The sequence below is a fragment of the Micromonospora sp. NPDC051543 genome (assembly GCF_044454415.1).
Taxonomy (GTDB): domain Bacteria; phylum Actinomycetota; class Actinomycetes; order Mycobacteriales; family Micromonosporaceae; genus Micromonospora.
This window is the reverse complement of sequence record NZ_JBITDT010000015.1, coordinates 106,393-132,261: the sequence shown is the minus strand read 5'-3', so window position 1 is coordinate 132,261 and position 25,869 is coordinate 106,393. Positions and strand designations below refer to the sequence as shown.

Here is a 25,869-nt window from a genome sequence, read left to right as displayed (position 1 = left end):
CGTCGGCGGCGACGACGACGGACCGGATCTCGGCACGGGTACGGACAGACGGGGCTGGCAGGCAGGGTCGGTCGGCGTCTCGACCCTGCCTCCCCCGCATCCGCCGGCCGGGGCGGTGGCATGCCCCGACCGGACGTCTCAGGTTGCCGCGCCCACCGGATCCTCGACTGGGGTGCGGTCCGCCGTGCGGTGGCAGGCGGAAGCGGTACGGGTGGGGGCAGCGGCGGGCGATGTCATCGGATCCTCCGGATCGCCGGGGGTGGTGGTGGCGGTCCTCCGGTGCGGCCGGGGAATCCCGGTCCGGTCGCACCGGACGACCGTCCTATCCGTGCGCCACCGGGCCTCAAGGGCCCGGCTGCACACTCTCCGGAGCCGACCTCGTCCCGGCCGCGGGGCGCAAACCGCGGCCGGTCCCTCGCCGGTCGGCTCCGGAAAGCCGGTCGGGCGACGGCGGCGCGAGCACCGCCGTCGCGGATGGTCAGGGGGTCAGACGGCGACCACGGTCAGCGCCGGTTCCACGTCGGTCCACGAGGACCCGGTCTCCGCCGAACGGGTCACCGCGTCCAGCACGAGCTGGACCTGCAACGCGTCGGCGAAGGAGGGCGCCGGGTCGGTGCCGGTGGCGATCGCCTCGATGAGATCGCGCATCTGGTGGGTGAAGGAGTGCTCGTAGCCGATGATGTGACCCGGAGGCCACCACGCCGACATGTACGGGTGGTCGCCCTCGGTCACCAGGATCCGGCTGAAGCCCTGCTCGAGCGTCGGTCGGGTGGCGTCGTAGAACTCCAACTCGTTGAGACGCTCCAGGTCGAAGACCACGCTGCCCAGCGAGCCGTTGATCTCGACACGCAGGGCGTTCTTGCGGCCCGTGGCGAAACGGCTCGCCTCGTACGTGGCCAGGGCGCCGCCGTCGAGCCGGGCCACGAAGACCGCGGCGTCGTCGACGGTGACCGTCCCGGTGGTCGGAACGCTTCCGTCGGCCGACTCGCCGTCGACAGTGGCCGCCAGCCCGCTCGACTCGGCCGGCAACGGCCGCTCCTTGACGAACGTCTCGGTGATCGCGCTGACGCCGGTGATCTGCTGGCCGACGACGAACTGCGTCAGGTCGATGATGTGCGCACCGATGTCACCGAGCGCGCCGGAGCCCGCCCTGTCCTTCTGCAACCGCCAGACCAGCGGGAACTGCGGATCCACGATCCAGTCCTGCAGGTACGTCGCTCGGACGTGCCGTATCACCCCGAGTCGTCCCTCGGCGACCATCTGGCGCATCATCGTGACCGCGGGGACCCGGCGGTAGTTGAACCCGCACATCGACCGCACCCCGGCGGCGCGGGCGGTGTCCGCCGCGGCGGTCATCGCCCGTGCCTCGGCCACCGTGTTGGCCAGCGGCTTCTCGCACAGCACGTGCTTGCCGGCGGCCAACGCCGCGAGGGCGATCTCGGCGTGACTGTCGCCCGGGGTGCAGACATCGACAACGTCGATGTCGTCCCGGTTGACGAGGTCACGCCAGTCGGTCGTGTACGCGTCCCAGCCGAGCCGGTCGGCGGCGTCGGACACCGCTGTGGTGTCCCGGCCGCAGATCAGCGCCATCCGGGCCCGCGCCGGCAGGTCGTACACGCGGTTCACGGTGCGCCACGCCTGTGAGTGCGCGGCGCCCATGAACGCGTAACCGACCATGCCGATCCGCAGTTCTCTGTCTGTCGTGGACAAGGTGGGTCTCCCCCCGGTATGTCAGAACCCGAGCTTGTCGTAGCTGCTCGCGTTCTCCTTGGTGATCGTCTCGGAGGCGAGGGTCACTTCCTTGGGCACCTGCAGCTCCGTCAGGTCGCCCAGGCCACGGCCCTGCGCGATGAGCCGCGCGAGCGAGATCGCCGAGGACGCCATCGACGGGTTGTAGGTGACCGTCGCCTTGAGCACCGAGTTGTCGGCCTTGATCGCGTCGATCGCGAGCTTGGAGCCCGCGCCGCCGACCATGAAGAACTCCGACCGGTTGGCCTGCTTGACGGCCGCCAGCACACCGATGCCCTGGTCGTCGTCGTGGTTCCAGACCGCGTCGATCTTCGGCAGCGCCTGGAGGAGCTGGGCCGCCTCGCGCTGGCCGCTGTCCGAGGTGAACTCGGCCGAACGCCGGTTGCTCACCTTGAACCCGTAGGTCGCCAGGGCGGCCTTGAAGCCCTCGCTGCGCTCGACCGTCAGCGGGATCTCCAGGCCGGCGATCTCACCGATGACCGGGTTGGCGACGCCCTTGTCCTTGAGCTGCTTGCCGATGAAGTGGCCGGCGGAGACGCCCATGCCGTAGTTGTCACCCTTGATGACCAGCCGCGAGGCCAGCGCGTCGGGGAACGCCCGGTCGAGGTTGACGATCGGGATGCCGGCCTGCATGGCCTGGAGGGCAACGGCGTTGACCTCCTTGCCGTCGTGCGGCAGCACGACGATGATGTCCGGCTTCTGGGCGATCAGGGTGCCGAGCGTGGAGCGCTGGGCCTCCGAGTTCGACCCGCCGTCGACCTCCTTGAACTCCACGTCCGAGTACGCCGCGGCCTGGGCCTTGGCGTTGGCGTGGATCGCGCCCATCCAGCCGTGGTCGGCGGCCGGGGCGGAGAAGCCGATGACGACCTTCTTGCCCGGAGCGTTGTTGCCCTCGGCGTTGCCAGCGGCCTTGGTCTGGGTGCTGGCGGCCGGGGTCTCGTTACTGGTGCAGGCGGTCAGCAGGGTGGCGGCGCCAACCGCGGCACCACCGAAGAGCAACCGGCGGCGCGACAGGTCGCGACTGTTCTGGGTCATGAACGACCTCCTGGGAGCGGGATTTCATCTGGGTGAGGGTGTGCGAGGTCCGGCCACCGTCGAAGATCGACGTCGCCTGGACAACGGTGCGGTGCGTCAGGTTGCGGTGGTGACCCTGTTCCGCGCGAGGAGCCGAGTGACTGACTTGAACTTGAACTGCTGGATCAGGACGGCGCCGACGATGATGCCGCCCTTGACCATGTTCTGCGCCTCGATGGAGAGGCCGTTGATGGCGAAGAGGTTCGTGATCGTGGCGAAGATGATGACGCCCAGCAGCGAGCCGACGATCGTGCCGCGGCCTCCGCTGAGCAGCGTCCCGCCGATGATCGCGGCGGCGATCGCGTCCAACTCGTACAGGTTGGCCATCGCCGCCTGCGCCGAGGTGGCCTGCGAGGTGAGCATGATGGCCGCGATGCCGCAGCACAGGCCGGACAGCGCGTAGAGCAGCATGGTGTGCCGGCGGACGTTGATGCCGGCCAGCCGCGCGGCCTCCGGGTTACCACCGACGGCGATGGTCCGCCGGCCGAAGGTCGTCCGGTTGAGCAGGACCCATCCGGCCAACACCACCGCGCCGAGGATGTAGACCAGGATCGGGATTCCGATCACCTTGCGGGCGGCGATGTCGTTGATGAACGTGCTGCTGGACACCTGGGTCTGCTTGTTGGAGATCGACGCCGCCAGGCCGCGCGCGGCCACCAGCATCGCGAGGGTCGCGATGAAGGGCACCAACCTGCCGTACGAGATGAGCACGCCGTTGACCAGGCCGACGCAGATGCCCACCACGAGGGCCGTGAAGATCATGCCGCCGGCGCCGTAGCTCTGGGTGGCCACCGTGGTGCACCAGACCCCGGCCAGCGCGACGATCGCTCCGACCGACAGGTCGATGCCGCCGCCGATGATCACGAAGGTCATGCCGACCGTGACCACGCCGACGACCGAGGCGAGCTGGAGGATCGCCAGGACGTTGTTCCAGACCCAGGTCGGGTCGCCGTACAGGTCCGGCTTGGTGATCGCGCCGACCACGACGAGCGCGGCCAGCACGCCGATCAGGCCGAGGTTGCGCTTCGCACCGTCGCCGCCGTCGCCCCGCCACCAGGAGAGCTTGCCGACCGATGCCGTCTTTTCGCTGGCCACCGCCGTCTCCGCCGGGTCCACCGGCGGCGACTGGGCCGGAAGCTGCGGGCGCTCCGGTGTCGCGGTGGGTGTGGGAGTCGCGTCGCTCATGCCGGTGCGCCTTCCATCAAGGACCCCGCCATAACGAGGTCAAGCACAGTGTTCTCGTCCAGTTCGCCGGCCGCGGCCTCGCGGACGACCCGGCCTTCGCGCATCACCAACACCCGGTCGGCGAGGCCCAGCACCTCGGGTACCTCGCTGGAGACCAGCAGCACGCCGACGCCCTGCGCGGCCAGTGAGCGGATGACCTGGTACAGCTCGGCCCGGGCGCCCACGTCCACACCCCGGGTGGGCTCGTCGAGCAGCAGCAGCTTGGTCCCGCCGAGCAACCACCGGCCGACCACGACCTTCTGCTGGTTGCCGCCGGACAGGGTGCGTACCGGCCGGTCGACGTCCCGGGGACGCAGCTCCAGGGTCTCGGCGATCCGGTCCGCCTCGGCGCGTTCCGCCGCCGCGTTGGTGAAGCCGAGCCGCGCGTACCGGCCGAAGGTGGCCAGCGTGACGTTGCGGTAGATCGGCTCGCCCAGCAGCAGCGCCTGACTCTTGCGCTCCTCCGGGGCCATGCCCATGCCGGCCCGCACCGCCGCCCCGACGCCGGGGCGCAGCACCTTGCCGTCCATCCGCACCGTGCCGGCCTCCGCCAGCCGGGCGCCGTAGATCGTCTCCAGCAGCTCGGAGCGGCCGGAGCCGACCAGGCCGGCGATGCCGACGATCTCGCCGGCCCGCACGTTCAGCGAGACGTCGGCGAACTCGCCGGTGCGGGTCAACCCCTGCACCTGGAGCAGCTCGGTGCCGGCGGTGGCGTCGGCCGGGCGGTCCGGGAAGACGTACTCGATGGTCCGGCCGGTCATCCGGCTGACCAGGTCGCGGGTCGGGGTGTCGCGCGCCGGCAGGTTCGCCGCCGTGGTCCGGCCGTCCTTGAGTACGGTGACCCGGTCGCCGATCTCGCGGATCTCCTCCATGCGGTGGGAGATGTAGATGACGGCGATGCCCTGCGCGGTCAGCTCGCGGATGATCCGGAACAGGTTGCCGACCTCGTCGTGGGCCAGCACCGCGCTCGGCTCGTCCATGATGATCAGTCGCGCCTCGTGCGACAGTGCACGGGCCATGCTGACGATCTGCTTGCCGGCCGCCGGCAGGGAGCGGACCATCCGCCCGGGCGGGATCTCGCCGTGCCCGAGCCGGCTGAGGATCTGCCGGGTGTGCCGGGCCATCCGGCCGCGCCGGACGAAGCCGAAGCTGCGGTACTCGTGCCCGAGGAACGCGTTCTCCGCGACCGAGAGGTCTTCGACGAGATCGAGTTCCTGGTAGATGGTGGCGATGCCGGCCTTCATGGCGGCCTGCGGGTTGGCGAAGGTGGCCGGTTCGCCGCGCCACTCCACCAGCCCGGAATCCGGCTGGTGCACGCCGGCCAGCACCTTGATGAGCGTGGACTTGCCGGCGCCGTTCTGCCCCAGCAGGCAGTGCACCTCTCCGGCGCGTACCTCGAGCTGGACCCCGTCCAGGGCGCGTACGCCGGGGAAGGTCTTGACCACGTCGGTGAGGCGCAGGACCACCTCGCCCGCGACGGTGTCGGGCGGAGCTTCGACCAGCGGCGCGGCGGCGTCGGCGTCGGCCGACCCGGTGGTGGCGGTCTCGTCGGACAGGGCCACGGTCTCCTCCTCGCTCATGATGCTTCCCCGAAGGCGACGTCGCTGGCGAGCACGGCCGCGCCGGCGACACCGGCCCGGCCACCCAACTCGGACAGCACGACGGGCAGGTTGCCGGTAGCCAGGGGCAGTGACCGGCGGTAGACCACGCTGCGAATCTCGGCGAGCAGGATGTGCCCGAGCTGGGCCAACCCGCCGCCGATCACGATCATCGACGGGTTGGTGAAGCTGACCAGGCCGGCGAGCACCCCGCCGACCCGGCGTCCGCCGTCGCGGATCAACTGGATGCAGGTCACGTCGCCCTCGACGGCGCCCTCGGCGACGTCCAGGGCGGTGACCGTGCCACGCAGGCTCAACCGCTCGGCCAGGGCCGGCGACGACCCGCTGCGGGCCGCGGCGAACGCTTCCTTGGCCAGCGCCGCGCCGCTGAACAGCGCCTCCAGGCAACCCGCGTTGCCGCAGGAGCACATCGGGCCGTGCGCGTCGACCTGGATGTGGCCGATGTCCCCGGCACAGCCGTCGGTCCCCCGGTAGACCTCACCGGAGAGGTAGATGCCGCAGCCGACACCCGTGCCGATCTTCACGAAGAGGAAGTCGTCCACCGAGTGGGCGACCCCGCCGTGGCGTTCCCCGATGGCCATGATGTTGACGTCGTTGTCGACCACCGCCGGGCAGGCGTGCTCGCGGCTGAGCAGCTCGCGGACGGGGAACCGGTCCCAGCCCGGCATGATCGGCGGCGACACCGGCACTCCGTCGCGGAAGCTCACCGGCCCGGGTACGCCGATGCCCACCGCGTCCAGCCGCTCGTACGCCCCGTCGACCCGGGCCTTGTGCAGCAGCTCGTTGACCCGTTGCAGGGTGACCTTCGGGCCGCTGCGGATGTCGGCCGGCTCGGCGTAGTGGGCCACCGGTTCGAGGCGACCGTTGACCACCTCGACGTCCATCGAGCTGGCGCCCAGGTCGACGGCGGCGAAGCGCAGCTTCGGGTTCAGCTCGACGAGCGTCGAGCGACGCCCGCCCCGGGAAGCGGCGAAACCGGCCTCGGCGACGTACCCGAGCGCGACCAGCCGGTCCAGCTCGGCCAGCAGTCGCGGGCGCGGCATCTGGAGCCGGTCGCCCAGCTCGGCACGGGACACGGCCCCCTCGTCGCGGAGCAACCGCAACAGTCGGACGTGCAGGGGGTCGACGGTCCGCACGCGCGGTTCACCTCTTCATCGGACTCGTTCACATCGACGCAATGTCGATGTGTTGTGTCCGACACAGTAGGAGCGCTCTGCGCCGCGTGTCCAGAGCTTCAGCCGTTCCGTTCCCAACTTTTGTCCGAAGGAACAAAAGCTTCAAGTGGATCAAGAAAAGGATAACGGCGTGCCCGCAGGCGCTCGCGTGCAGTTCCATCGACAGACACGAACCCGCCCCGCCAGCGGGTCTCTGCTGGCAGGGCGGGTTCGTGTCGGTGCGGGCTGACTCAGTCGCCGGTTGTGCGGGCGGCCGGCTGGCTCAGCCGCCGGTGTGCGCGGTGCCCTTCTTGCGGAGCTTGCGGTCGTCGCGCAGCTCGACGTACGGCTCTTCGTCCACGGGGTGCCCGGCGGAGATGGCCCGACCGCGCTCCAACTCCGCGTCGAACTCCGCCCCGAGCAGGATCGCGATGTTGCTCAGCCACAGCCAGACCAGGAAGATGATCACGCCGGCCAGCGCCCCGTACGTCTTGTTGTACGAGCCGAAGTTGCTCACGTAGAAGGCGAACAGGCCCGAGATCACCAGCCAGATCACCACAGCCAGCACGCCGCCCGGGCTGACCCAGCGGAACCCGCCGTGCCGGGCGTTCGGCGAGGCCCAGTAGAGGATGGCGAACATCAGGCTGACCAGGAGCAACAGCACCGGCCACTTGGCCACGTTCCACACCGTGACCGCCTCGGAGCCCACGCCGACGACGTCGCCGACCACCTCCGCGAGGCGGCCCGTGAAGACCACGATCACCGCACTGACCAGCAGGAGTACGCCGATCACCGCCGTCACGCCGACCCGGATCGGCAGTGTCTTCCAGATCGGCCGGCCCTCCGGCACGTCGTAGATGGTGTTCGAGGCGCGCATGAACGCGGCGATGTAGCCCGACGCCGACCAGAAGGCCGCCAGCAGACCGATGATCGCCGCGATGCTGGCCAGCCCGCCGTTGTCGTTCGCCGTTCCGATCGCGTCGTTGATGATCGTCTGGATGCTGCCATCCGGCACCGCCTGGTTGACCGTGTCCTTGACACCCTCGGTGGCGCTGGTGCCCAGCAGCCCGAGGATGGAGATCAGCACCAGCAGCCCCGGGAAGATGGACAGCACCCCGTAGTAGGTCAGCGCCGCCGCCCAGTCGGTCAGGCTGTCGTCCTGGAACTCGCGGACCGTCCGACGCAGCGCCGCCTTCCAGCCGCTGCCGGGCAGGTCGGTGGGGCTGTCCGGGCCGTCGTCGGGCCCGACCGGTCCGACCGGCGCGCTGGCCCGGTCCCGCTCGGTGCGGGCGCGCGTGCGGGGGTCGTGCTCGCTCCGGCCGTGCTTGCGATCGCGCGCGGTGCTGTCGTGGGCGGTGCTGTCGTGGGCGCTGTGCTGGCGCTCGCGCTGGGCGGAAGACTCGTCCGAGGCCATCGCCCCTCCTCGTCGTCGGCGGTGTCACCTGCGGACATGCCCCGTCGACGGCCTCGGATAACCCCCTACTTGTAGAGCATCCTGCCCATCCGGCGCGAGGCCACCAGCAGACCGACCGCCATCATCGCCAGCAGGTAGAGCACGTCGAGCAACCAGAGCCAGCCGCCCGTGCCCACCGTGAGCCCGCGGAGCAGGTGCACCGCCCGGTACAGCGGAGTGACCTCGACCAGCCAGCGCAGCAGGGTCGGGTAGGCCTGCGCCGGCACGAACGTGCCCGAGAAGAAGAACAGGGTGAACTGGACCGACCCCACCAGGTCGAAGTCCTGCCAACTGCGCATGACAGTGGCGACCGCCATGCCGAGCCCGCCGAACGCGAATCCGACCAGCACCGCCGCCGGCAGCGCGGTGACGGCCCGGGTCACGGTGGTCAGGTCGAGCGCGACCATGACCCCGAGGAACGCCGCCGAGTACGCGCTGCCGCGCAGCATCGCCCATCCCAGCTCACCTAGGGCGATCTCGAACGGGCGGATCGGGGTGGCGATCATCCCGTCGTACAGCTTCATGTACTTCATCTTGCCGAAGAAGTTGAAGGTGGTCTCCGAGATCGCCCCGGTCATGGCGGAGGAGGCCAGCATCGCCGGGGCCACGAACTCGGCGTACGACACCAGCCGCCCGTCGGGCAACGGCAGGTCCCCGACCAGCGACCCCACACCCAGGCCGATGGAGAGCAGGTAGAGCAGCGGCTCCACGAAGCCGGAGAGCAACAGCAGCCAGTAGACCGCCTTCAGGGCCGTGACGTTGCGCCCGATCACCGACGCCGACCGGCGGGACGCGCCGGAGACGTCGATCAGCCGGGGCAGGACCAGCGTGACCACGGGTTCCCCCTAGACGACGAGCTTGCGGCGGAAGGTGCGCAGCGCGAGCAGCCACCCGGCGATCGCCCAGGCGGCCAGGTAGAGCAGGTGCCCGACGATCGACCACTGCGGAGCGGCACCGAGCGTGGCGGCCCGGCACAGGTCGACGGCATGCCACAACGGCGTGGCGTACGCCAGCCAGCGCAGCGCCTCGGGCAGCGACTCGACCGGGAAGAACACCCCGGCGAACAGGCTCATCGGAATGACCGCGAACCGGAACAGCATGGCCAACCAACTGTCGCTGGACACCGCCGCCGCGTACGCGAAGGTGGGTGCCGCCACGGCCAGACCCAGCAACGCCACCACCGGCAGGGTGACCACCGCCCACGGCGACCGCAGTGCCCCGAACAACCCGGTGACCAGCAGGAACACCGCGATCGTGCTGACCACCCGGAACAGCACGAAGGCCAGGTGCCCGGCCAGGATGTCGCCCACGCGCAGCGGCGACGCGCTCTGCGCCTGGTAGCTCTTGACCCACTGGAAGTTGCTGAACACCGGCCACGTCGAGTCGCCCACGGTCACCTGAAGCGCGGTCGAGGCGACCAGCCCGGGCACCAGCCACTGCAGGTAGGGCACCCCGCCGACACCCTGGTCGATGTAGCCCCCCACGCCCACGCCGAACCCGAGCACGGTCAGCAGTGGCAGCAGGAACGACGAGAACACCCCGGCCCGCCAGGTGCGCCGCAGCCCGACCAGGTAGTAGCCGAACACCGCGGACGCCGGCGCCCACGGCGGCCCCGGTCTCGCCCGCGTCCGCTCCGCCACGCTCACCGCGCCACCTCCACCCGCGTCGACCACGACCTGTCTACCCCCGGGGTACGACAGACCGCGACCCCTTTACACCGGTCCGGCTCGGGCGTGCCCGGCCCGACGCCGACGTGCCCGGCCCGCCCGGCGCTGGCGTGATCGACTCGGCTTCCGGGAAGTTGGGGCGTCGGCGGCCGAGGGAAGCCCCGACATCCGGGAAGTCGAGTCGATCACCCCGCGCCGCGCCAGCGGAGGGCTGCCCGCGCGTCGATCCGCTCCAGATCGGCGAGGTGGCGGTATCCCGTCGCCCGGACACCCCCAGGTCGGCGATCTGGTGTGGATCATCCTCGACGGAGGGTGTCGGACTCGACGAACGCGCGCCACGCGTCGGCCGTGAAGACCAGCGCCGCACCACTCGGGTCCTTTGAGTCGCGGACGGCCACCAGCCCCGGAAGGTTGTCGGCTACCTCCACACAGTTGCCGCCGCTGCCGTTGCTGCGAGTGCTCTTGCGCCACCGGGCGCCGCTCAGTTCCATGTCTCCGCCACTTCCTTCGCGTTCGTCGGGTGACTGCTGCTGCGGTGGTGCCTCATGGCAGATCAACTCGGGCTTCCGGAAAGCGGGGTGTCCCGGTCCCGCAGACACCCCGGCTTCCAGGAAGCCGAGTGGACCTTGGTGCATCGCAGGGCCTAGGCGGCCGGACGAAGCGACCGTCCAGGGACCGACCGGGACCCCGAAGTACCAACCCGGCCCTAGCGGCCCGAGGAGCTACCGGGCCGGCGACCTACCGGACACCGGCACCGAGCCCGACGAACGCGCGCCACGCCCCGGGTTCGAAGACGAGCACCGGGCCGTCCGGGTCCTTAGAGTCACGCACGGCCACCACCCCCGGCAGGTTGTCGGCAACCTCCACACAGTTGCCGCCGTCCGGGCCGCTACGAGTGCTCTTGCGCCATCGAGCGCCGGTCACATCCATGTCTCCGCCACTTCCGCCATCAGTTCGAGCGACTGCCCGTGCGATAGTGCCTCACCCCGGATTGACTCCCACACTTCGACCATCTGACGAACGTAATCGGACCGGTCGATGACCTGCCCGTGGCGCTGCCCCGCAAGGTAGACAAGGTCCTCGCCCTGAGGCGCTGTAGCGATCACGAAGGGCCCTCCGAGCCCAGCGTAAGCACCCGCGAGATCCGGCACTACCTGGATTCGCACCCGCGGAAACGCCGATCCCAGCTTCACGAGGTGCTGGATCTGCTCGCGCATCACATCCGATCCACCGATGTCTCGGCGAAGCACATGCTCATCGATCAGGGCGGTAATCAACGGCGGCCGGTCGCGGATGAGGAGCCCCTGTCGGTCCAGTCTGGCTGCCACGTGTTGCTCGATCTCGTCCGGCGCGAACAGACCGCCACCGGTCAGCAGAGCGCGGGCGTACCGCTCGGTCTGCAACAGACCCGGCACGCACAGCGGCTCGAACCACCGCAGTGCGGTGGTTTCCTGCTCGATGCCGGCCCAGTCGCGGAACCACGGCACGACGGTTTCGCGGCTGATCCGCCGTTGGATGCGTTCGAACCGGCCGTCGGCGGCGAGCACGACGTCGCAGCGGCGCGCGAAGTCCAGGCTCGGCCGACGCTCGGAGGTCTCCACCTTGGCGACCAAGGCGCCCGAGTAGCTCAACGCCTCGGCCAGCGCCGCCTGTGACAGGCCCCGGTCCGCCCGGGCCAGCCGTAACTCCTCCGCGAAGTGTTCCAGCATGGACGAACTCTCCACGGACAACCTCCGTACATCTTCGTACCGTGCCGAGCCGACCGTCGTACGCGCTGGTCGTCGGCGCGCGGAACCTCCCACCGTAGTCGGGCCATCACCAGACTGTCACGCAGCGGAACCGCTCACGGGATCGGACGGCGGGCGGAACCAGGCCGGGAGCGCCCCGTGACCCTCGATCCGGGGCGCTCCCACCCACCGAGCAGACCGGCTCACGACCAAGGGAGGCGTCGATGCCCCGCTACCGCCCGCACGTGGCGGCCCGTCCGTCGTGGCGCTGCCGGGTCTGCGGCGCCGCGTGGCCCGGCTCCCCGGCGCGGCTGGCGCTGCTCGGCGAGTACCGCGGGAACCGGACCGGCCTGCTCATCTACCTCGCCACGCTGCTCGACGAGGCAACCGGTGACCTGCCCGACACAGACCGACTGGCCGACCGCTTCCTCACCTGGGCCAGAGCCCGATGATCGTTGGCTGCTCAGCAGCACGACACGCCGGCACGGTTGTGGCTGAGCAGCCAACGATCGCCCGGCTCACCCGCGCGGGCCGCCAATCAGACCGGCTCGACCACACCGGCCGCCAACCAGCGGCGCGTCAGTCGACCAGGGTACGGCCGGTCAGGTGCAGGAAGACGTCCTCCAGGCTGCTGCGGCGCACCAGCACGTTGGCCGGCTGCAACCCGAGCGCGGTCACCTCGGCGACCGCCGCGTCGCCGTCGGGCACGTAGAGCAGAACGCGGTCGGGCAGCACCTCGACCCGCTCCCCCACCCCGTCCAGCTTGTCGGCGAACGGCGCCTGCGACTCGGCCGCGAAGCGCAGCTCGACCACCTCGCGGGTGGAGTATCGCTCGATCAGCGCCCGGGGCGAGCCCTCGGCGACGATCCGGCCGCCGTCCATCACCACCAGCCGGTCGCAGAGCTGCTCGGCCTCGTCCATGTAGTGCGTGGTGAGCACCAGCGTGACGCCCTGCTGCTTCAGCCGGAACAGGCGCTCCCACACCAGGTGCCGCGCCTGCGGGTCGAGCCCGGTGGTCGGCTCGTCCAGCAGCACGATGTCCGGGTCGTTGACCAGGGCGCGGGCGATGGTCAGGCGGCGCTTCATCCCGCCGGAGAGGGGGTCGACCTTGCTGTCGGCCCGCTCGCTGAGCTGGACGAAGTCCAGCAACTCGTCGGCCCGCGCCCGGGCCGCCCGGCGTGAGATGCCGAAGTAGCGGGCGTAGACGGTCAGGTTCTCCCGGACGGTCAGCTCCGGATCGAGATTGTCGAGCTGCGGGCACACCCCGAGGCGGGCACGGATCGCCGGCCCGTCGGCCACCGGATCCAGGCCGAGGATGCGCAGCTCGCCGGCGCTCGGTGGCGAGGTGCAACCGACCATGCGCATGGTGGACGACTTGCCCGCGCCGTTCGGTCCCAGAAAGCCGAACGCCTCACCCGACTGCACCTCGACGTCGATGCCGTCCACGGCGGTGAAGTCACCGAACCGTTTCACCAGCCCACGAGCCTGAATCAGTGGTCGCCCGGTAGTCACCGCCCGACCCTAACCGCCGGGTCCGACACCCCTCCACGCAAATACGCGCGGGCCCGACCCTCCCGGAAGCGAAACGCCGATCAATGCCCCACGCCATCGGCAATCGACAGGTATCGTCCCCCTGTGTCGCCCGCCAGCTCGCCCGATGGTCCGCCGTCACCCGCCCGACCAGCCAACTCACCCGGCGACGGGCCCGACACGAGCCCCGCCTACCAGCCCGTCCCGAACACCACCGACGCGGCCCTCACGAACGCGGCCGACGAGCCCGTCCGGAGCCCCGCCGATGGGCCGCCCCGACCACGCCCACCGGCCGAGACCGCAGAACCAGTCGACGCGGCAGAACCAGTCGACACCGCAGAGCCAGTCGACACAGCAGAGCCGACCCACACCGCAGAGCCGACCGGGTCCCCAGCACCGACCGGGCCGGGCGGCGCTGCCGAGCGGGCCACGAGGGACATGGCGGCCCAGTTCGAGGACGAGAAGCCCGGCCGGGTTCTGGTCGGTCCGGCGGCCCTCCTGCTCGGCACGGTGGCGCTGGCGGTCGGCACGCTCGCTCTCTGGCAGGTGTTCCGCCCGCTCTCGCAGGGCAGCAAGTACTACCTGATCATCTTCTTGGCCGGTGTGCTCCCGCTGGTCTTCCTCGCCTACCCGGCCGACCTGCCACGCTGGACCCGCCCGCCCAAGCGGCGACAAGCCACTAACACCACCCGGCCCGCAGACGGCACGGCACGCCCCGAGCGCACCGACAGCACCCGGCCCACCCTCGTCGACTGGCTGCTGGCCGCCCTGGCCGTGGCGGCCTGCCTCTATCCCGTCCTGCCGATCACGATCGGTACGGGTGGCGGCGGCTACAACGCGTTCCTCGACCGGCAGGGCCTGCTCGCGCCGATCGACCTGGTGCTCGGCACCGTGCTGCTGCTCCTGCTGCTGGAGGCGTGCCGGCGTACGACCGGTTGGATCCTGCCGGCGGTCTGCCTGCTGTTCCTCGGGTACGGCTACTACGGCGGGTTGCTGCCGCAGTCGTGGCCGGTCGCGCACGCCGGGCTCGACTTCCGTCAACTCGTCGACGCGTTCTACAACTCCGACAGCGGTTTCTACGGCACCCCGTTGGACGTGGCCGCCTCGTACATCGTGTTGTTCACCATCTACGGCGCGGTGTTGGAGCTGTCCGGGGCCGGGCGGTTCTTCGTCGACCTGTCGGCCGCCGCGTTCCGCCGCTCTCGGACCGCCGCCGGTCGGACGGCGGTGGCCTCGGGTTTCCTGCTCGGCACCGTCTCCGGCTCGGGTGCGGCGACGACGGTGAGCATCGGCGCGGTCACCTGGCCGCTGCTGCGTCGGGCCGGCTATCCACCGGAGCGGGCCGGCGGCATGCTGGCGGCGGCCGGAGTGGGCGCGATCCTGTCCCCGCCCACCCTCGGGGCGGCGGCGTTCATCATCGCCGAGTACCTGGGCGTCTCGTACCTTCAGGTGCTGGGCTGGGCGACGGTGCCGACGGTGCTCTACTACCTGGGCATCCTGCTCTCCGTGGAGATCGACGCCCGCCGGTCGGGCGTACGGCCGGTCGTGCTCGACGTCGGCTCACCGTGGCGGCTGCTGGGCCGGTTCGGCTACCACTTCGCCTCGCTGATCGCGATCGTCGTGTTCCTCGCGGTCGGGGTCTCCGCGATGAGGGCCGTGGTCTTCGCCATCGTCCTCACCGCCGTGCTGTCGTGGCTTGACCGCGCCCACCGGCTCACCCCGGTCCGGCTGGTGACCGCCCTCGTCACCGGCGTACGCGGGGTGCTCGCCGTCACCGCCGTGTGCGCCGCCGCCGGCATCATCACGGCGACCACCACGAAGACCGGGCTCGGGCCGCAGGCGGCGGCGCTGCTGATCGGCGGGGCGAAGGCGGTCACCGCCGACCCGACGCTGGTCCTGGTGCTCACGGCGCTGCTCGCGGCTGTCGCGCTCAGCCTGCTGGGCCTAGCCGTGCCGGTCACCGCCTCGTTCGTGATCGGGTGGGTGATCGTCGGCCCGGCCCTGCTCGACCTGGGCGTGGCCGCGCCCGCCGCGGCGATGTTCGTCTTCTACTTCGCCGTGCTGTCCGAGGTGTCCCCGCCGACCGCGCTCGCCGCCGTGGCCGCGGCCGCCGTCACCGGAGGTCGGCTGGTGCCGACCATGTGGCAGACCCTGCGGTACGCGCTGCCGGCGTACCTCATTCCGATCGCGTTCGTCATCACCCCGACCGGGCTGGGCCTGCTCGGCATCGGCGGCGTGCCGCGGGTCGCCGTCGCCGCCGTGGTGACGGCGCTCAGCGTGTCCGTGCTGGCGGTCGCCGCCGGTGGCTGGCTGCCCGGCGTAGGTCCCGCCGGCGCACCGGAACGGGTGCTCGGCGCCATCGCCGGCGTCACCCTGCTCTGGCTCGAACCCGTACCGGTCGCGGTGGGCGTGGCGCTGGCCGCCATCGCGGCGGCGGGAGTGCTCGTCCGACGCGGATCCACGGGCCGACCGCGAACACCAACAGAGGGCCAATCGCGAACACCAACCACGGGCCGACCGCGAACACCAACAGAGGAGAGACTGTGAGACGAACCGACGTACGGCTCGCCGCGGGCGTGGGCGCGCTCGCCCTCGTCCTGGCGGGCGTCACCGGCTGCGGAGGCCAGCAGGGCGGCGCGGCCACGGACGACACGGCCAGCGCGGTCACCTGCGAGGTGACCCGGGAGACCCGCGTGGGCATCGCCACCGGCAACTCGACAGGCGTCTACTACTCGGTCGGCAACGCCCTGGCCGGGCAGTTCTCGGGGGCGACCGGCGGCAAGCTCACCGGCACCGCCGCCGAGACCGGCGCGTCGGTGCAGAACGTGGAGCAGTTGGTCGGCGGCCAGTACGACGTGGCGTTCTCGCTGTTCGACACGGCGGTCAACGCGGTCGAGGGCAAGGGCAGCTTCAGCGCCCCGCAGCCGGTGCGGGCACTGGCCCGCCTCTACGACAACTACACGCAGGTGGTGGTCCGCAAGGACGCCGGGATCACCTCGGTCGCCGGCATGCGCGGTAAGCGGATCTCCACGGGCTCCCCGAAGTCCGGCACGGAGGTGATCGCGAACCGCCTGCTGGAGGCCGCCGGACTCGACCCGGCCAAGGACGTCCGGGCGCAGCGACTCGACCTCGCCAAGACGGTCGACGGCGTCAAGGACGGCAGCATCGACGGGTTCTTCTGGTCCGGCGGCCTGCCCACCGGTGGCCTGACGGACCTGTTCACCACCGCCGGTGACACGGTGACGTTCGTCGACATCTCGACGCTGCTGCCGAAGTTGACCGCGCTCGGCCCCGGTTACCAGGCCGGCACGATCGGTCGGGACGTGTACCGGACGGCGAGCGACACCCCGACCATCGTCGTGCCGAACGTGCTGCTGGTTCGCGAGGACCTGGACGCCAATGTCGCCTGCGTGATCACCCGGACGGTGTTCGACAAGCGCGACGCCCTGGCCCAGGCCAACCCGGCGGCCAAGGGGATCACGCTGGATAAGGCCCGCAGGACCCTGCCGGTGCCGCTGCACCGGGGCGCCGAGAAGGCGCTGAACGACCTGGGAGCGAGGTGACCGTCGGTCAGAGGTCGGTCGGCGCGGTGGCGGCGCGGGCCACGCCGACCAGGCGGTCGGTCTCGGCGAGCAGCGCCTCGTCGTCCGCCGGTGTGCCGGGGTCGAGTCGGACCGTCCAGGTCAGACCGTCGGCCCCGGCCGCGCGGCGGGCCGCGACGCGCGCCGCGCCGCCGGGCACCGGGTGGTGTTCGGTGTACGCGACGGAGCGGGTCACCCGGGCGCGCACCTGGTGCGGCAGCTCACCGGGGTCGAGCAGCAGGTACGTCTCGGCCGGCCCGTCGGCGACCACGAGGTAGCCGTCGCGCTCGACGACGGTCTCGGCGGGCGTGACGGTCAGCTCCCGACCGGACCAGACCGCCTTGATCAGGTCGTGCCAGCCGATGCGGTGCCCCCGACCGGGCAGCCACAGCCCGAGGTTGCTGGCCACGACGACCCCGTCGCCCTCGCCGTTGCCCACCGCCGCCCAGGCGAGCACGCGCTCGTCGGCGGCCAACGGCGGCCGGTCGGCCGGGGGCAGCTTCGGCTTGCGGCTGAACAGTCCCATCTAGAGCCCTCCCGCGGCCTGCTCGCGCAGCGCCCGGGCGTGCTGTTCCAGCGACAGCAGCTCCCCGAAGGCGGCGAAGTACTCGTCCTTGTTGTTGACCGGGTTGATCCGCTGGATCCGCGACTTGAGGTCGCGGATGCGGGCCGTCACCGACCCGAACTGCACCCGGGCCATGGTGATCGACACGTAGCGCGGGTCGGGCTCACCGTCGATACGTAGCGGCTCCACGGCCAGCTCGCCGACCAGCGCGGCGGCGGCCAGGTCCTCGCAGGCGTCGCGGACCTTCTCGATCCAGACCGCGCCGCCGGTCGCCGACGCGGCCCCGCCGGCCGCCGCCACGGCCGCGCGGACGGCCACGTGCACCGGGTGGCGGTACTCGCTGGCCTCGACCGCGTCGAACATGGGCCCGGCCAGCACGGGCTGTTGCAGGGCGAGTTTCAGCGCCTCCCGCTCGACCATCGACTGTGGGCTGTCCACGGCCGGCTCGGGGCGGGCCGGGGCGGGCCGTGGAGCGGGCGCGGTGTCCCGGCCGCCGGACGGCGGGGTGTTGGCGGCGGCGAGCACGGCCCGCTGCACCGGCTCGATCTCCATCCCGAGGTCCATGGCGAGCTTGCGGACGTACTCTGGGCGTTTTTCCCGGTCTTTGAGTTGCGCGACCAGCGGCGCGGCCCGGCGCATGGCCTCCACCCGGCCGTCGACGGTGTCCAGGTCGAAGCGGCTGATCTCGTGCCGCAGCGCGAAGTCGACGAGCGGTTCGCGGCGGGCGACCAGGTCCCGCACGGCCAGGTCACCCTTGGCCAGGCGCAGCTCACACGGGTCCATGTTGTCGGGGCTGACGGCGATGAACGTCCGCCCGACGAAGCGCTGGTCGTCGGCGAACGCGCGCAGCGCCGCCTTCTGACCGGCGGCGTCCCCGTCGAAGGTGAAGATGATCTCGCCGGCCACCGAGTCGGTGTCCAGCAGGAGCCGACGCAGCACCCCGATGTGGTCCGCGCCGAACGCGGTGCCGCAGGTCGCCACCGCCGTCGGCACGTCGGCCAGGTGACAGGCCATCACGTCGGTGTAGCCCTCGACGACGACCACACGGCCCTGCTTGGCGATCTCCCGCTTGGCCTGGTCGAGGCCGTAGAGCACGTGCGACTTCTTGTAGATCGGCGTCTCGGGGGTGTTCAGGTACTTCGGGCCGTCGTCGTCGTCGAAGAGCTTGCGCGCCCCGAAGCCGATCACGTCGCCCGCCAGGTCGCGGATCGGCCAGAGCAGCCGGCGACGGAACCGGTCGATCAGCGTGCCCGAGCGGGACTCCCGGGACAGCCCGGCGGTGACCAGTTCCTGGTGGGTGAAGCCCTGCTGACGCAGGTGCTTGGTGAGCAGGTCCCAGCCCTCCGGCGCGAACCCGCACCCGTAGCGCTCGGCGGCGGCCCGGTCGAAACCACGTTGGGCCAGGAACTCGCGCGCCGGTCGGGCCCCGGCGGTGCTGAGCTGCGCCCGGTAGAACTCGACGGCGGCGGCGTGCGCGGCGACCAGTCGCTGGCGCTGGCCCTGCTGCGGGCGCGGACGCGGGGTGCTCCGGTCGTCCTCGACGTAGCGGAGCTGGATGCCGGCGCGCCCGGCCAGCCGCTCGACGGACTCGACGAAGCTCAGGTGTTCCGCGTCCATCAGGAACTTGATCGCGTCGCCGCCGGCCCCGCAGCCGAAGCAGTACCAGACGTTGCGGGCCGGCGAGACGTTGAACGACGGGCTCTTCTCGTCGTGGAACGGGCACAGGCCCTTGAGGTTGCCGCCCCCGGCGGACTTCAGGGTGACGGTCTCGGAGATCACATCCCCGATCGAGGTGCGTTCCCGGACCAGCGCGATGTCCTCGTCCCGGATCCGCCCAGCCATGCGCCACCCCCTCGCCGTACATCCTGCCCTGCCGGGCCGACGACACGCCGGCCGGGGGACGCCGGTGTGGTGGAGGCCGCCGCCGGGGTCACCCGTTTCCGCCCGGCAGCCGGGTCCGCGCGGGGACCATGACCAGATGCGCAGGGTACGCGCCAACGGGCCCCGGCCGCCACGATGGGTGTCCGGTCGGCTGCGGATGCGCGGGCAGGGTCCGCAGACGGACGACACCGGTGAACGGCACGCCACCTGGTTGGAGCTGTTCCTCGACCTCATCTTCGTGTACGCCCTGGCGGCGGTGGTACGCCGGCTGGGCGACGATCCCACGCCGTCGCCCAGCGCCGTGCTGGCCGCGCTCGGGCTGTTCGTGGTGGTCCAGTGGGCCTGGTTGGGCCAGGTGTTCTACGACACCCGCTTCGACCCGGACGACGTACCGCACCGGCTCCTGGTCCTGGTCGCGCTGGTCGGCGCGGGCACGATGACGCTCGGGGTGGACGAGGTGCCGGAGAGCGTGCTCCTGCCGGTCGGCTACCTGATCGTGCGGGGTGTGCTGCTCCTGCTGTATCTGCGGGCCCGCCCGACCAGCCCGCCGGCCCGTACGGTGACCACGATCTACCTGCTCGGCTTCGGGTCGGGCTGGCTGATCTGGCTGGCCTCGCTGGCCGCGCCCACCAACACGCGTGCGACGTTGTGGATCGTCGCGATGCTCATCGAGCTGGCCACCCCGTGGGTCGGCAAGCGCTGGCTCAACCGGTTTCCGGTCGACGACCAGCACCTGCCTGAGCGGATCGGGCAGTTCACCATTATCGTGCTGGGCAGCGCGCTGGCCAATCTGCTCTTCGCGGTGCCGGACCATCCCCGGCCGCACATGATCGTGACGGCCGGACTGGCGTTCCTGGTGCCGGCCGGCGTCTGGTGGGTCTACACCACCTTCGTCACCACCCGCGAGCCACGGCGACGGCTGCGCGGCGGCCAGACGTACGCCTACCTGCACATCCCGCTCGGCGGCGCACTGCTGCTGCTCGGCTGGTCGCTCGGGCAGGTGGTCCGACTGGCCGACGACGAGGTGATGCGGCTACCGATGGAACTGCGGCTCGTCCTGGCCGCCTCGCTCATGGCCTGGGTGCTCTGCGGGCTGGCGTTGCACTGGGTGTGGAACCGGCCGAGCGTCGGCCGCCTCGGCATCGCCGGTTACGGCGTGGGCTCGGTCGTCCTGATCACCGTCGCGGTGCACGAGCCGAAGCTGATGCTGGCCCTGCTCTCGGTGGCGGTCGTCGGGTACGCGGTGCTGCTCACCCGACGACTCACCGCGACGGCCGAGGACTGACCTGGCCGACGCTCAGGCGGCGGCCGGCTCCTCGGCGTTCAGGCCGCGGCCGGCTCCTCGGCGGCGACCTGCCGGTTCCACTCCTGCTTCGACGAACGCCAGCCCTCGTCGTCCATGCCGCGTCGCCAGTAGCCGGAGATGGAGAGCCGGTCGAGGGGTACGCCACGCTCGCCGCGCAGCAGCCGACGCAGGTCCCGGACGAAGGCCGCCTCGCCGTGCACGAAGGCGTGCACCTGGCCGGCCGGGAACTCCAGCGAGCGCACCGCGTCGACCAGCGCCTCGCCCACCGGGCGTTCGCCGCGGTGCAGCCAGGTGAGCGTGACCGCTCCGGGGCTGAGCAGCTTCTGCTCGTCCGCCGGGTCGGCGATCTCCACGAAGACGTGTGCCGGCGCGCCCACCGGCAGCCGTTCCAGCGCGGCGGCGATCGCCGGCAGTGCGCTCTCGTCGCCGACCAGGAGGTGCCAGTCCGCGTCCGGGTCCGGCGCGTACGCCCCGCCGGGGCCGACGAAGTGCACCGGGTCACCGGGGCGCAGCGCGGCGGCCCACGGCCCGGCCAGGCCCTCGTCGCCGTGGTGCACCACGTCGACGGTCAGCTCGCCGGCGCGCGGGTCCCACCGGCGCACGGTGTACGCGCGCAGCCGGGGCCACTGCTCGCGGGGCATCTCCTGGCGGATCGCGACGAGGTCCAGCGGCTCGGGGTACGCGACGCCGGGGTGCGGGAAGACCAGCTTGATGTAGTGGTCGGTGAACTCGCCCACCGGCAGGCCGGCCAGTTCGTCCCCACCGAGGACGAGCCGGATCAGGTGCGGGGTGGGTCGTTCGGTGCGCAGTACCCGGACCGAGGTGACGTTCCTGGGGCGTTCCGTCATGCAGTTAGGCTAACCTAAGTTGTCGAACTGTCCACCAGACGGGTGTGCCAGCTCACCGCCGCCGGATCGGTGAGCGAGGCGACCTGGTCGATCACGACGCGCAGCCGGGCGTCGTCGTCGGGCGCGGCCCGCCACAGCGGAGCGAAGATCGGATCGAGCCCGCCCGGCGCTCGCCGGACCAGCGCGGCGACCAGTTCGGCCAACATCGTCCGCTGCCGCTCGTAGCGACCCCGGAACCCGCTGCGCCGCATCACGTACCGCAGGGCAATGCCCTTGAGCAGCGCACACTGCGCCCGGACCCGCCTCGGCACCACCAGGTCGGCGGCGTACCGGCGGTGCGGGCCGGGCCCGTACCGCTCCTCGGTGGCCTCCACCGCCGCCGACACGAACCGGCCGGTCAGCCCGCTCGTGGTCGACTTCAGCGCGACCTGGGCACGATGGCTGCCGTCGTAGGCGGCGAGGGGGGCGAGCAGCGGGTCGGCCAGCAACGCGACCAGCACCTCGGCCAGGTCGGCCGAGGACTCCCCCGAGTACGTGGCGGCCACGTCGGCACAGAGCGCGGCCCGTTCGTCGGCGTCGGCGAGCAGCGGACCCAGCGTGACGTACCCGCCGTGGATGCCGTCCTCGACGTCGTGCACCGAGTACGCGACATCGTCGGCCCAGTCCATCACCTGCGCCTCCAGGCAGCGCCGGTCTCCCGGCGCACCGGCCCGGAGCCACTCGAACACCGCCGTGTCGTCGGCGTACACCCCGAACTTGCGCTGCCCCGGGCGGCGCGGCCACGGGTACTTGCCGATCGCGTCGAGCGACGCCCGGGTCAGGTTCAGCCCGGCGGACGACCCGTCCGGGGCGAGCACCTTCGCCTCCAGCCGGGTCAGCACCCGCAGCGTCTGCGCGTTGCCCTCGAAGCCACCGCAGGGCGTCGCGAGCAGATCCAGCGCGGCCTCGCCGTTGTGCCCGAACGGCGGATGCCCCAGGTCGTGGGCGAGCCCGGCGACGTCGACCACGTCCGGGTCACAGCCCAGCCGGGCGCCCATCTCCCGGGCGATCTGGGCCACCTCCAACGAGTGCGTCAGCCGCGTACGCAGGAAGTCGTCGGTGCCGGCGGTGTGCACCTGCGTCTTGGTCGCCAACCGGCGGAACGCGGCCGAGTGCAGCACCCGGGCACGGTCACGCTCGTACGGCGACCGGCGGTGGCCGGTGTCCTTCGGCGGCTCCGCCACCAACCGGTCGGCCGGATCAACGCTCACTTCTCAGGCAGCACGCAGAACTCGTTGCCCTCCGGGTCGGCCAACACCGTCCACTCCACGTCGCCCTGGCCGATGTCGACGTGCCGGGCGCCCATGTCGACCAGGCGCTCGACCTCGGCCTCCCGGTTGGCGGGACGCAGGTCCAGGTGGAGCCGGTTCTTTCGCACCTTGCCCTCGGCGACCGGGCCGAAGAAGATGGCGGGGGACCGATCCGGCGACTGGCGGATCTCCACGCCGCTCGGCTTATCGGAAATGATCTGATAGCCGAGCGCCTCGGCCCACCAGCGGGCCAGCCGTGCCGGATCACGGGCATCGACGGTGAGGCTCTCCCAGACGCTTGTCATTCAGTCACCCTTCCCGTTCGACGGCGTGCACAATCGGCCGTTGCGAGCGAGCCCAGGTTACGCCCGTCACGGCCAATCGACGCGCCCCCGACGCTTCGGCGAGTGCCGAGCGCCGACGGCGACCCGGTCGTCCCGGGCCGCCGTCGGCCACCGCGTCAGCGACTGTCCGAGCCGTCGGTCTCCACTGCCGCGCGGCCGGCCTCCAGGCGTGCGACCGGCACCCGGAACGGTGAGCAGGACACGTAGTCCAGGCCGACCTCGTGGAAGAAGTGCACCGAGTCGGGGTCGCCGCCGTGCTCGCCGCAGACGCCGAGCTTCAGCCCGGGGCGCGCGGCCCGCCCCTCCTCGGCGGCGATCCGCACCAACCGGCCGACGCCGTCCCGGTCGATCGACTCGAACGGCGAGATGCCGAAGATGCCCAGCTCCAGGTAGCGCCAGAAGAACGCGCCCTCGACGTCGTCCCGGGAGAAGCCCCAGCCCATCTGCGTCAGGTCGTTGGTGCCGAACGAGAAGAACTCGGCGGCCTCGGCGATCTGACCGGCGGTCAGCGCCGCCCTGGGCACCTCGATCATGGTGCCGATCAGCACCTCGACGCCGCTGTCCCCGACCACCTCGGCAATGATCTTCTCGGCCTCGGCGCGTACCGTCTCCAACTCCTGCACGGCCCCGACCAGCGGCACCATGATCTCGGGGCAGGCCTTGCCGCCGGCGCGGACGACCGCGACGGCGGCCTCGGCGATCGCCCGGACCTGCATCGCGAACAGGCCGGGGATGACCAGGCCGAGGCGTACGCCCCGCAGCCCGAGCATCGGGTTCTCCTCGTGCATCCGCCGGACGGCCGCGAGCAGCGCCTCCTCCTTGGCCACGTCCTCGCCGCGCTCCTGGGCGACCGCCACGTTGACCGCGAGCTGTTCCAGCGGCGGCAGGAACTCGTGCAGCGGCGGGTCGATGAGCCGGACGGTGACCGGCAGGCCGTCCATCTCGCGGAAGATCTCCTCGAAGTCGGCCCGCTGCATCGGCAACAGCGCGGCCAGCGCCTCGTCGCGCTCACCCTCGGCGCGGGCCAGGATCAGCCGCTCCACCAGCTCGCGCCGTTCGCCGAGGAACATGTGCTCGGTGCGGCACAGCCCGATGCCCTCGGCGCCGAAGCGCCGGGCACGGGCCGCGTCCGTACCGGTGTCGGCGTTCGTGCGGACCGCCAGCCGCCGCTTCCCGTCGGCGTGCGTCATGATCCGGTGTACGGCCCGGACGAGCGGATTGTCGACGTGTTCGCCGTCGAGGCTGCCCTCGAAGTACTGCACGACCTCCGACGGCATGACCGGCACCTCGCCCAGGTACACCTTGCCGGTGGTGCCGTCGATGGAGACGACGTCGCCCTCGCCGACGGTCTGCCCGGCCACGGTGAACCGCTTCGCCGGCACGTTGACGTCGATCTCGTCGGCGCCGGAGACGCAGGTCTTGCCCATGCCCCGGGCCACCACCGCGGCGTGGCTGGTCTTGCCGCCGCGCGAGGTGAGGATGCCCTTCGCGGCGATCATGCCGTTCAGGTCGTCCGGGTTGGTCTCCCGGCGGACCAGGATCACCGACTCACCCTCGGCGGCCAGCTCGACGGCCCGCGCGGAGGTGAAGACCACCCTGCCGGACGCCGCGCCGGGTGACGCGCCGATGCCGGTGGCGACCGCCTCGAACTCGTGGTCGAGCTGGAAGCGGGGGAACATCAGCTGGGCGAGCTGCGCGCCGTTGACCCGGTGCAGCGCCTCGTCCTCGTCGATCAGGCCGTCGTCGACGAGCTGCCCGGCGATGACGAAGGCGGCGGCGGCCGTCCGCTTGCCGACCCGGGTCTGCAACATCCACAGCTTGCCGCGCTCGATGGTGAACTCGATGTCGCACAGGTCCCGGTAGTGCTCCTCCAACCGGGCCATGATCGACAACAGCTCGTCGTAGGAGGACTTGTCCAGTCGCTCCAACTCCTGCAACGGCACGGTGTTGCGGATGCCGGCCACCACATCCTCGCCCTGGGCGTTGGCCAGGTAGTCGCCGTAGATGCCCTGCGCGCCGCTGCCCGGGTCGCGGGTGAACGCGACGCCGGTGCCCGAGTCCGGCCCGAGGTTGCCGAAGACCATGGTCACCACGTTGACGGCGGTGCCCAGGTCGGCCGGGATGCGCTCCTGGCGGCGGTAGAGCACCGCGCGCTCGGCGTTCCACGACTCGAAGACCGCCCGGATGGCCAGGTCGAGTTGCTCACGCGGCTGCTGGGGGAACTCCCGGCCGGTGTGCTTGGCGAAGATCTTCTTGTACGCGTCGACGAGCCCCCGCAGGTCGTCCGCGTCCAGGTCCAGGTCGTTGTGCGTACCCTTGGCGCTCTTGATCTCGTCGAGGGCGTGCTCGAACTCCTCGCCCGGCACCTCGCAGACGGTCTTGCCGAACATCTGGATGAGTCGGCGGTACGAGTCCCAGGCGAAGCGGTCGTTCTGGCCCGCCTGCGCGGCGAGTCCCACCACGCTCTGGTCGTTGAGGCCGACGTTGAGGACGGTCTCCATCATGCCGGGCATGGAGAACTTCGCGCCGGAACGGACGGACACCAGCAGCGGGTCTCCCGGGTCGCCTAGACGCTTGCCCATCTCGCGCTCCAGCGCCTGCAGGTGCGCCTCGATCTGACCGGCGAGGCCGTCGGGCTCCCGGCCGGTCGCGAGGTACGCCTGGCACGCCTTTGTGGTGATGGTGAAGCCGGGCGGCACGGGCAGGCCGAGGTTGGTCATCTCGGCGAGGTTGGCGCCCTTGCCCCCGAGCAGTTCCTTCAGGTCCTTGTTGCCCTCGGAGAAGTCGTAGACGTACTTGTGATCGTCGGTCTCTTGCGCTGCCACCAGAGCCTCCCACGCGCGCCGGATTGACACTTA

The 25,869-nt window shown here is 71.3% G+C and carries 21 protein-coding genes and 1 pseudogene; 4 read left to right on the top strand and 18 right to left on the bottom strand.

Going from position 1 to position 25,869, the window contains the following annotated elements:
• Positions 1–486: 486 nt before the first annotated feature.
• The 11 genes from ACIA3K_RS25350 to ACIA3K_RS25300 form a co-directional block, all read right to left on the bottom strand.
• A complete protein-coding gene (locus ACIA3K_RS25350; protein ID WP_396804200.1) occupies positions 487–1,677 on the bottom strand; it encodes a Gfo/Idh/MocA family protein in 1,191 nt (396 codons plus the stop codon).
• Between the two features lie 54 nt (positions 1,678–1,731).
• Positions 1,732–2,784: a substrate-binding domain-containing protein gene (locus tag ACIA3K_RS25345; protein ID WP_396804180.1), complete on the bottom strand. Its 1,053-nt coding sequence runs from the start codon at positions 2,782–2,784 to the stop codon at positions 1,732–1,734.
• A gap of 96 nt (positions 2,785–2,880) precedes the next feature.
• Positions 2,881–4,008, bottom strand: coding sequence for an ABC transporter permease (locus tag ACIA3K_RS25340; RefSeq protein WP_396804179.1), 1,128 nt, complete (start codon positions 4,006–4,008; stop codon positions 2,881–2,883).
• On the bottom strand, positions 4,005–5,627 hold the full coding sequence (locus ACIA3K_RS25335) for a sugar ABC transporter ATP-binding protein (RefSeq protein ID WP_396804178.1): 1,623 nt from the start codon (positions 5,625–5,627) through the stop codon (positions 4,005–4,007). The genes ACIA3K_RS25340 and ACIA3K_RS25335 overlap by 4 nt, the downstream gene beginning before the upstream one ends.
• On the bottom strand, positions 5,624–6,802 hold the full coding sequence (locus ACIA3K_RS25330) for an ROK family protein (RefSeq protein ID WP_396804177.1): 1,179 nt from the start codon (positions 6,800–6,802) through the stop codon (positions 5,624–5,626). The genes ACIA3K_RS25335 and ACIA3K_RS25330 overlap by 4 nt, the downstream gene beginning before the upstream one ends.
• Positions 6,803–7,103: 301 nt before the next feature.
• Positions 7,104–8,234 carry a YihY/virulence factor BrkB family protein gene (locus ACIA3K_RS25325; protein ID WP_396804176.1) on the bottom strand — a complete coding sequence of 377 codons (1,131 nt, stop codon included), beginning with the start codon at positions 8,232–8,234 and terminating at the stop codon, positions 7,104–7,106.
• Positions 8,235–8,299: 65 nt separating this feature from the next.
• The gene (locus ACIA3K_RS25320) at positions 8,300–9,109 is read right to left on the bottom strand and encodes an ABC transporter permease (RefSeq protein ID WP_396804175.1); all 810 of its coding nucleotides are present in this window, start codon (positions 9,107–9,109) and stop codon (positions 8,300–8,302) included.
• Positions 9,110–9,118: 9 nt separating this feature from the next.
• Positions 9,119–9,919, bottom strand: coding sequence for an ABC transporter permease (locus ACIA3K_RS25315; RefSeq protein ID WP_396804174.1), 801 nt, complete (start codon positions 9,917–9,919; stop codon positions 9,119–9,121).
• Between the two features lie 317 nt (positions 9,920–10,236).
• The gene (locus ACIA3K_RS25310; protein ID WP_396804173.1) at positions 10,237–10,431 is read right to left on the bottom strand and encodes a DUF397 domain-containing protein; all 195 of its coding nucleotides are present in this window, start codon (positions 10,429–10,431) and stop codon (positions 10,237–10,239) included.
• A 247-nt stretch (positions 10,432–10,678) separates the two neighbouring features.
• Positions 10,679–10,870 (bottom strand): DUF397 domain-containing protein, encoded by a 192-nt coding sequence (locus ACIA3K_RS25305; RefSeq protein WP_396804172.1) that lies wholly within the window; start codon positions 10,868–10,870, stop codon positions 10,679–10,681.
• Positions 10,861–11,649, bottom strand: a complete 789-nt coding sequence (locus ACIA3K_RS25300; RefSeq protein WP_396804171.1) for a Scr1 family TA system antitoxin-like transcriptional regulator — start codon at positions 11,647–11,649, stop codon at positions 10,861–10,863. Before ACIA3K_RS25300 ends, ACIA3K_RS25305 begins: the two co-directional genes overlap by 10 nt.
• Before the next feature lie 242 nt (positions 11,650–11,891).
• On the opposite strand from ACIA3K_RS25300, the gene ACIA3K_RS25295 reads away from it, so the two are divergent.
• On the top strand, positions 11,892–12,119 hold the full coding sequence (locus tag ACIA3K_RS25295; RefSeq protein ID WP_396804170.1) for a flavin reductase: 228 nt from the start codon (positions 11,892–11,894) through the stop codon (positions 12,117–12,119).
• 127 nt (positions 12,120–12,246) lie between these two features.
• Here the strand turns inward: ACIA3K_RS25295 and ACIA3K_RS25290 are convergent, their stop codons facing one another.
• Positions 12,247–13,179, bottom strand: coding sequence for an ABC transporter ATP-binding protein (locus ACIA3K_RS25290; RefSeq protein ID WP_396804169.1), 933 nt, complete (start codon positions 13,177–13,179; stop codon positions 12,247–12,249).
• Between the two features lie 456 nt (positions 13,180–13,635).
• On the opposite strand from ACIA3K_RS25290, the gene ACIA3K_RS25285 reads away from it, so the two are divergent.
• Positions 13,636–15,744 (top strand): TRAP transporter permease, encoded by a 2,109-nt coding sequence (locus ACIA3K_RS25285; protein ID WP_396804168.1) that lies wholly within the window; start codon positions 13,636–13,638, stop codon positions 15,742–15,744.
• Positions 15,741–16,760 (top strand): TAXI family TRAP transporter solute-binding subunit, encoded by a 1,020-nt coding sequence (locus ACIA3K_RS25280; protein WP_396804167.1) that lies wholly within the window; start codon positions 15,741–15,743, stop codon positions 16,758–16,760. Before ACIA3K_RS25285 ends, ACIA3K_RS25280 begins: the two co-directional genes overlap by 4 nt.
• A gap of 7 nt (positions 16,761–16,767) precedes the next feature.
• Here ACIA3K_RS25280 and ACIA3K_RS25275 read toward each other — a convergent pair whose 3' ends face one another.
• Positions 16,768–17,304 carry a hypothetical protein gene (locus ACIA3K_RS25275; RefSeq protein WP_357133319.1) on the bottom strand — a complete coding sequence of 179 codons (537 nt, stop codon included), beginning with the start codon at positions 17,302–17,304 and terminating at the stop codon, positions 16,768–16,770.
• A pseudogene (gene dnaG / locus ACIA3K_RS25270) lies at positions 17,305–19,207 on the bottom strand (DNA primase).
• Positions 19,208–19,321: 114 nt separating this feature from the next.
• Here dnaG and ACIA3K_RS25265 point away from each other — a divergent pair.
• The gene (locus ACIA3K_RS25265; RefSeq protein ID WP_396804166.1) at positions 19,322–20,509 is read left to right on the top strand and encodes a low temperature requirement protein A; all 1,188 of its coding nucleotides are present in this window, start codon (positions 19,322–19,324) and stop codon (positions 20,507–20,509) included.
• A 38-nt stretch (positions 20,510–20,547) separates the two neighbouring features.
• Here the strand turns inward: ACIA3K_RS25265 and ACIA3K_RS25260 are convergent, their stop codons facing one another.
• From ACIA3K_RS25260 to ppdK, 4 genes are all read right to left on the bottom strand, one after another.
• The gene (locus ACIA3K_RS25260) at positions 20,548–21,378 is read right to left on the bottom strand and encodes a siderophore-interacting protein (protein ID WP_396804165.1); all 831 of its coding nucleotides are present in this window, start codon (positions 21,376–21,378) and stop codon (positions 20,548–20,550) included.
• A 14-nt stretch (positions 21,379–21,392) separates the two neighbouring features.
• Positions 21,393–22,628: a deoxyguanosinetriphosphate triphosphohydrolase gene (locus ACIA3K_RS25255; RefSeq protein WP_396804164.1), complete on the bottom strand. Its 1,236-nt coding sequence runs from the start codon at positions 22,626–22,628 to the stop codon at positions 21,393–21,395.
• Positions 22,625–22,972, bottom strand: coding sequence for a VOC family protein (locus ACIA3K_RS25250; RefSeq protein ID WP_396804163.1), 348 nt, complete (start codon positions 22,970–22,972; stop codon positions 22,625–22,627). Before ACIA3K_RS25250 ends, ACIA3K_RS25255 begins: the two co-directional genes overlap by 4 nt.
• A gap of 155 nt (positions 22,973–23,127) precedes the next feature.
• Positions 23,128–25,836: a pyruvate, phosphate dikinase gene (ppdK, locus tag ACIA3K_RS25245; protein ID WP_396804162.1), complete on the bottom strand. Its 2,709-nt coding sequence runs from the start codon at positions 25,834–25,836 to the stop codon at positions 23,128–23,130.
• Positions 25,837–25,869: the final 33 nt, after the last annotated feature.

Bases quoted from the DNA above. Each gene is read 5' to 3' on its own strand.
- ACIA3K_RS25350 (WP_396804200.1), bottom strand. From the start codon at position 1,677: ATGGTCGGTTACGCGTTCATGGGCGCCGCGCACTCACAGGCGTGGCGC.
- ACIA3K_RS25345 (WP_396804180.1), bottom strand. From the start codon at position 2,784: ATGACCCAGAACAGTCGCGACCTGTCGCGCCGCCGGTTGCTCTTCGGT.
- ACIA3K_RS25340 (WP_396804179.1), bottom strand. From the start codon at position 4,008: ATGAGCGACGCGACTCCCACACCCACCGCGACACCGGAGCGCCCGCAG.
- ACIA3K_RS25335 (WP_396804178.1), bottom strand. From the start codon at position 5,627: ATGAGCGAGGAGGAGACCGTGGCCCTGTCCGACGAGACCGCCACCACC.
- ACIA3K_RS25325 (WP_396804176.1), bottom strand. From the start codon at position 8,234: ATGGCCTCGGACGAGTCTTCCGCCCAGCGCGAGCGCCAGCACAGCGCC.
- ACIA3K_RS25310 (WP_396804173.1), bottom strand. From the start codon at position 10,431: ATGGAACTGAGCGGCGCCCGGTGGCGCAAGAGCACTCGCAGCAACGGC.
- ACIA3K_RS25305 (WP_396804172.1), bottom strand. From the start codon at position 10,870: ATGGATGTGACCGGCGCTCGATGGCGCAAGAGCACTCGTAGCGGCCCG.
- ACIA3K_RS25300 (WP_396804171.1), bottom strand. From the start codon at position 11,649: ATGCTGGAACACTTCGCGGAGGAGTTACGGCTGGCCCGGGCGGACCGG.
- ACIA3K_RS25295 (WP_396804170.1), top strand. From the start codon at position 11,892: ATGCCCCGCTACCGCCCGCACGTGGCGGCCCGTCCGTCGTGGCGCTGC.
- ACIA3K_RS25285 (WP_396804168.1), top strand. From the start codon at position 13,636: ATGGCGGCCCAGTTCGAGGACGAGAAGCCCGGCCGGGTTCTGGTCGGT.
- ACIA3K_RS25275 (WP_357133319.1), bottom strand. From the start codon at position 17,304: ATGGGACTGTTCAGCCGCAAGCCGAAGCTGCCCCCGGCCGACCGGCCG.
- ACIA3K_RS25265 (WP_396804166.1), top strand. From the start codon at position 19,322: ATGCGCAGGGTACGCGCCAACGGGCCCCGGCCGCCACGATGGGTGTCC.
- ACIA3K_RS25260 (WP_396804165.1), bottom strand. From the start codon at position 21,378: ATGACGGAACGCCCCAGGAACGTCACCTCGGTCCGGGTACTGCGCACC.
- ACIA3K_RS25250 (WP_396804163.1), bottom strand. From the start codon at position 22,972: ATGACAAGCGTCTGGGAGAGCCTCACCGTCGATGCCCGTGATCCGGCA.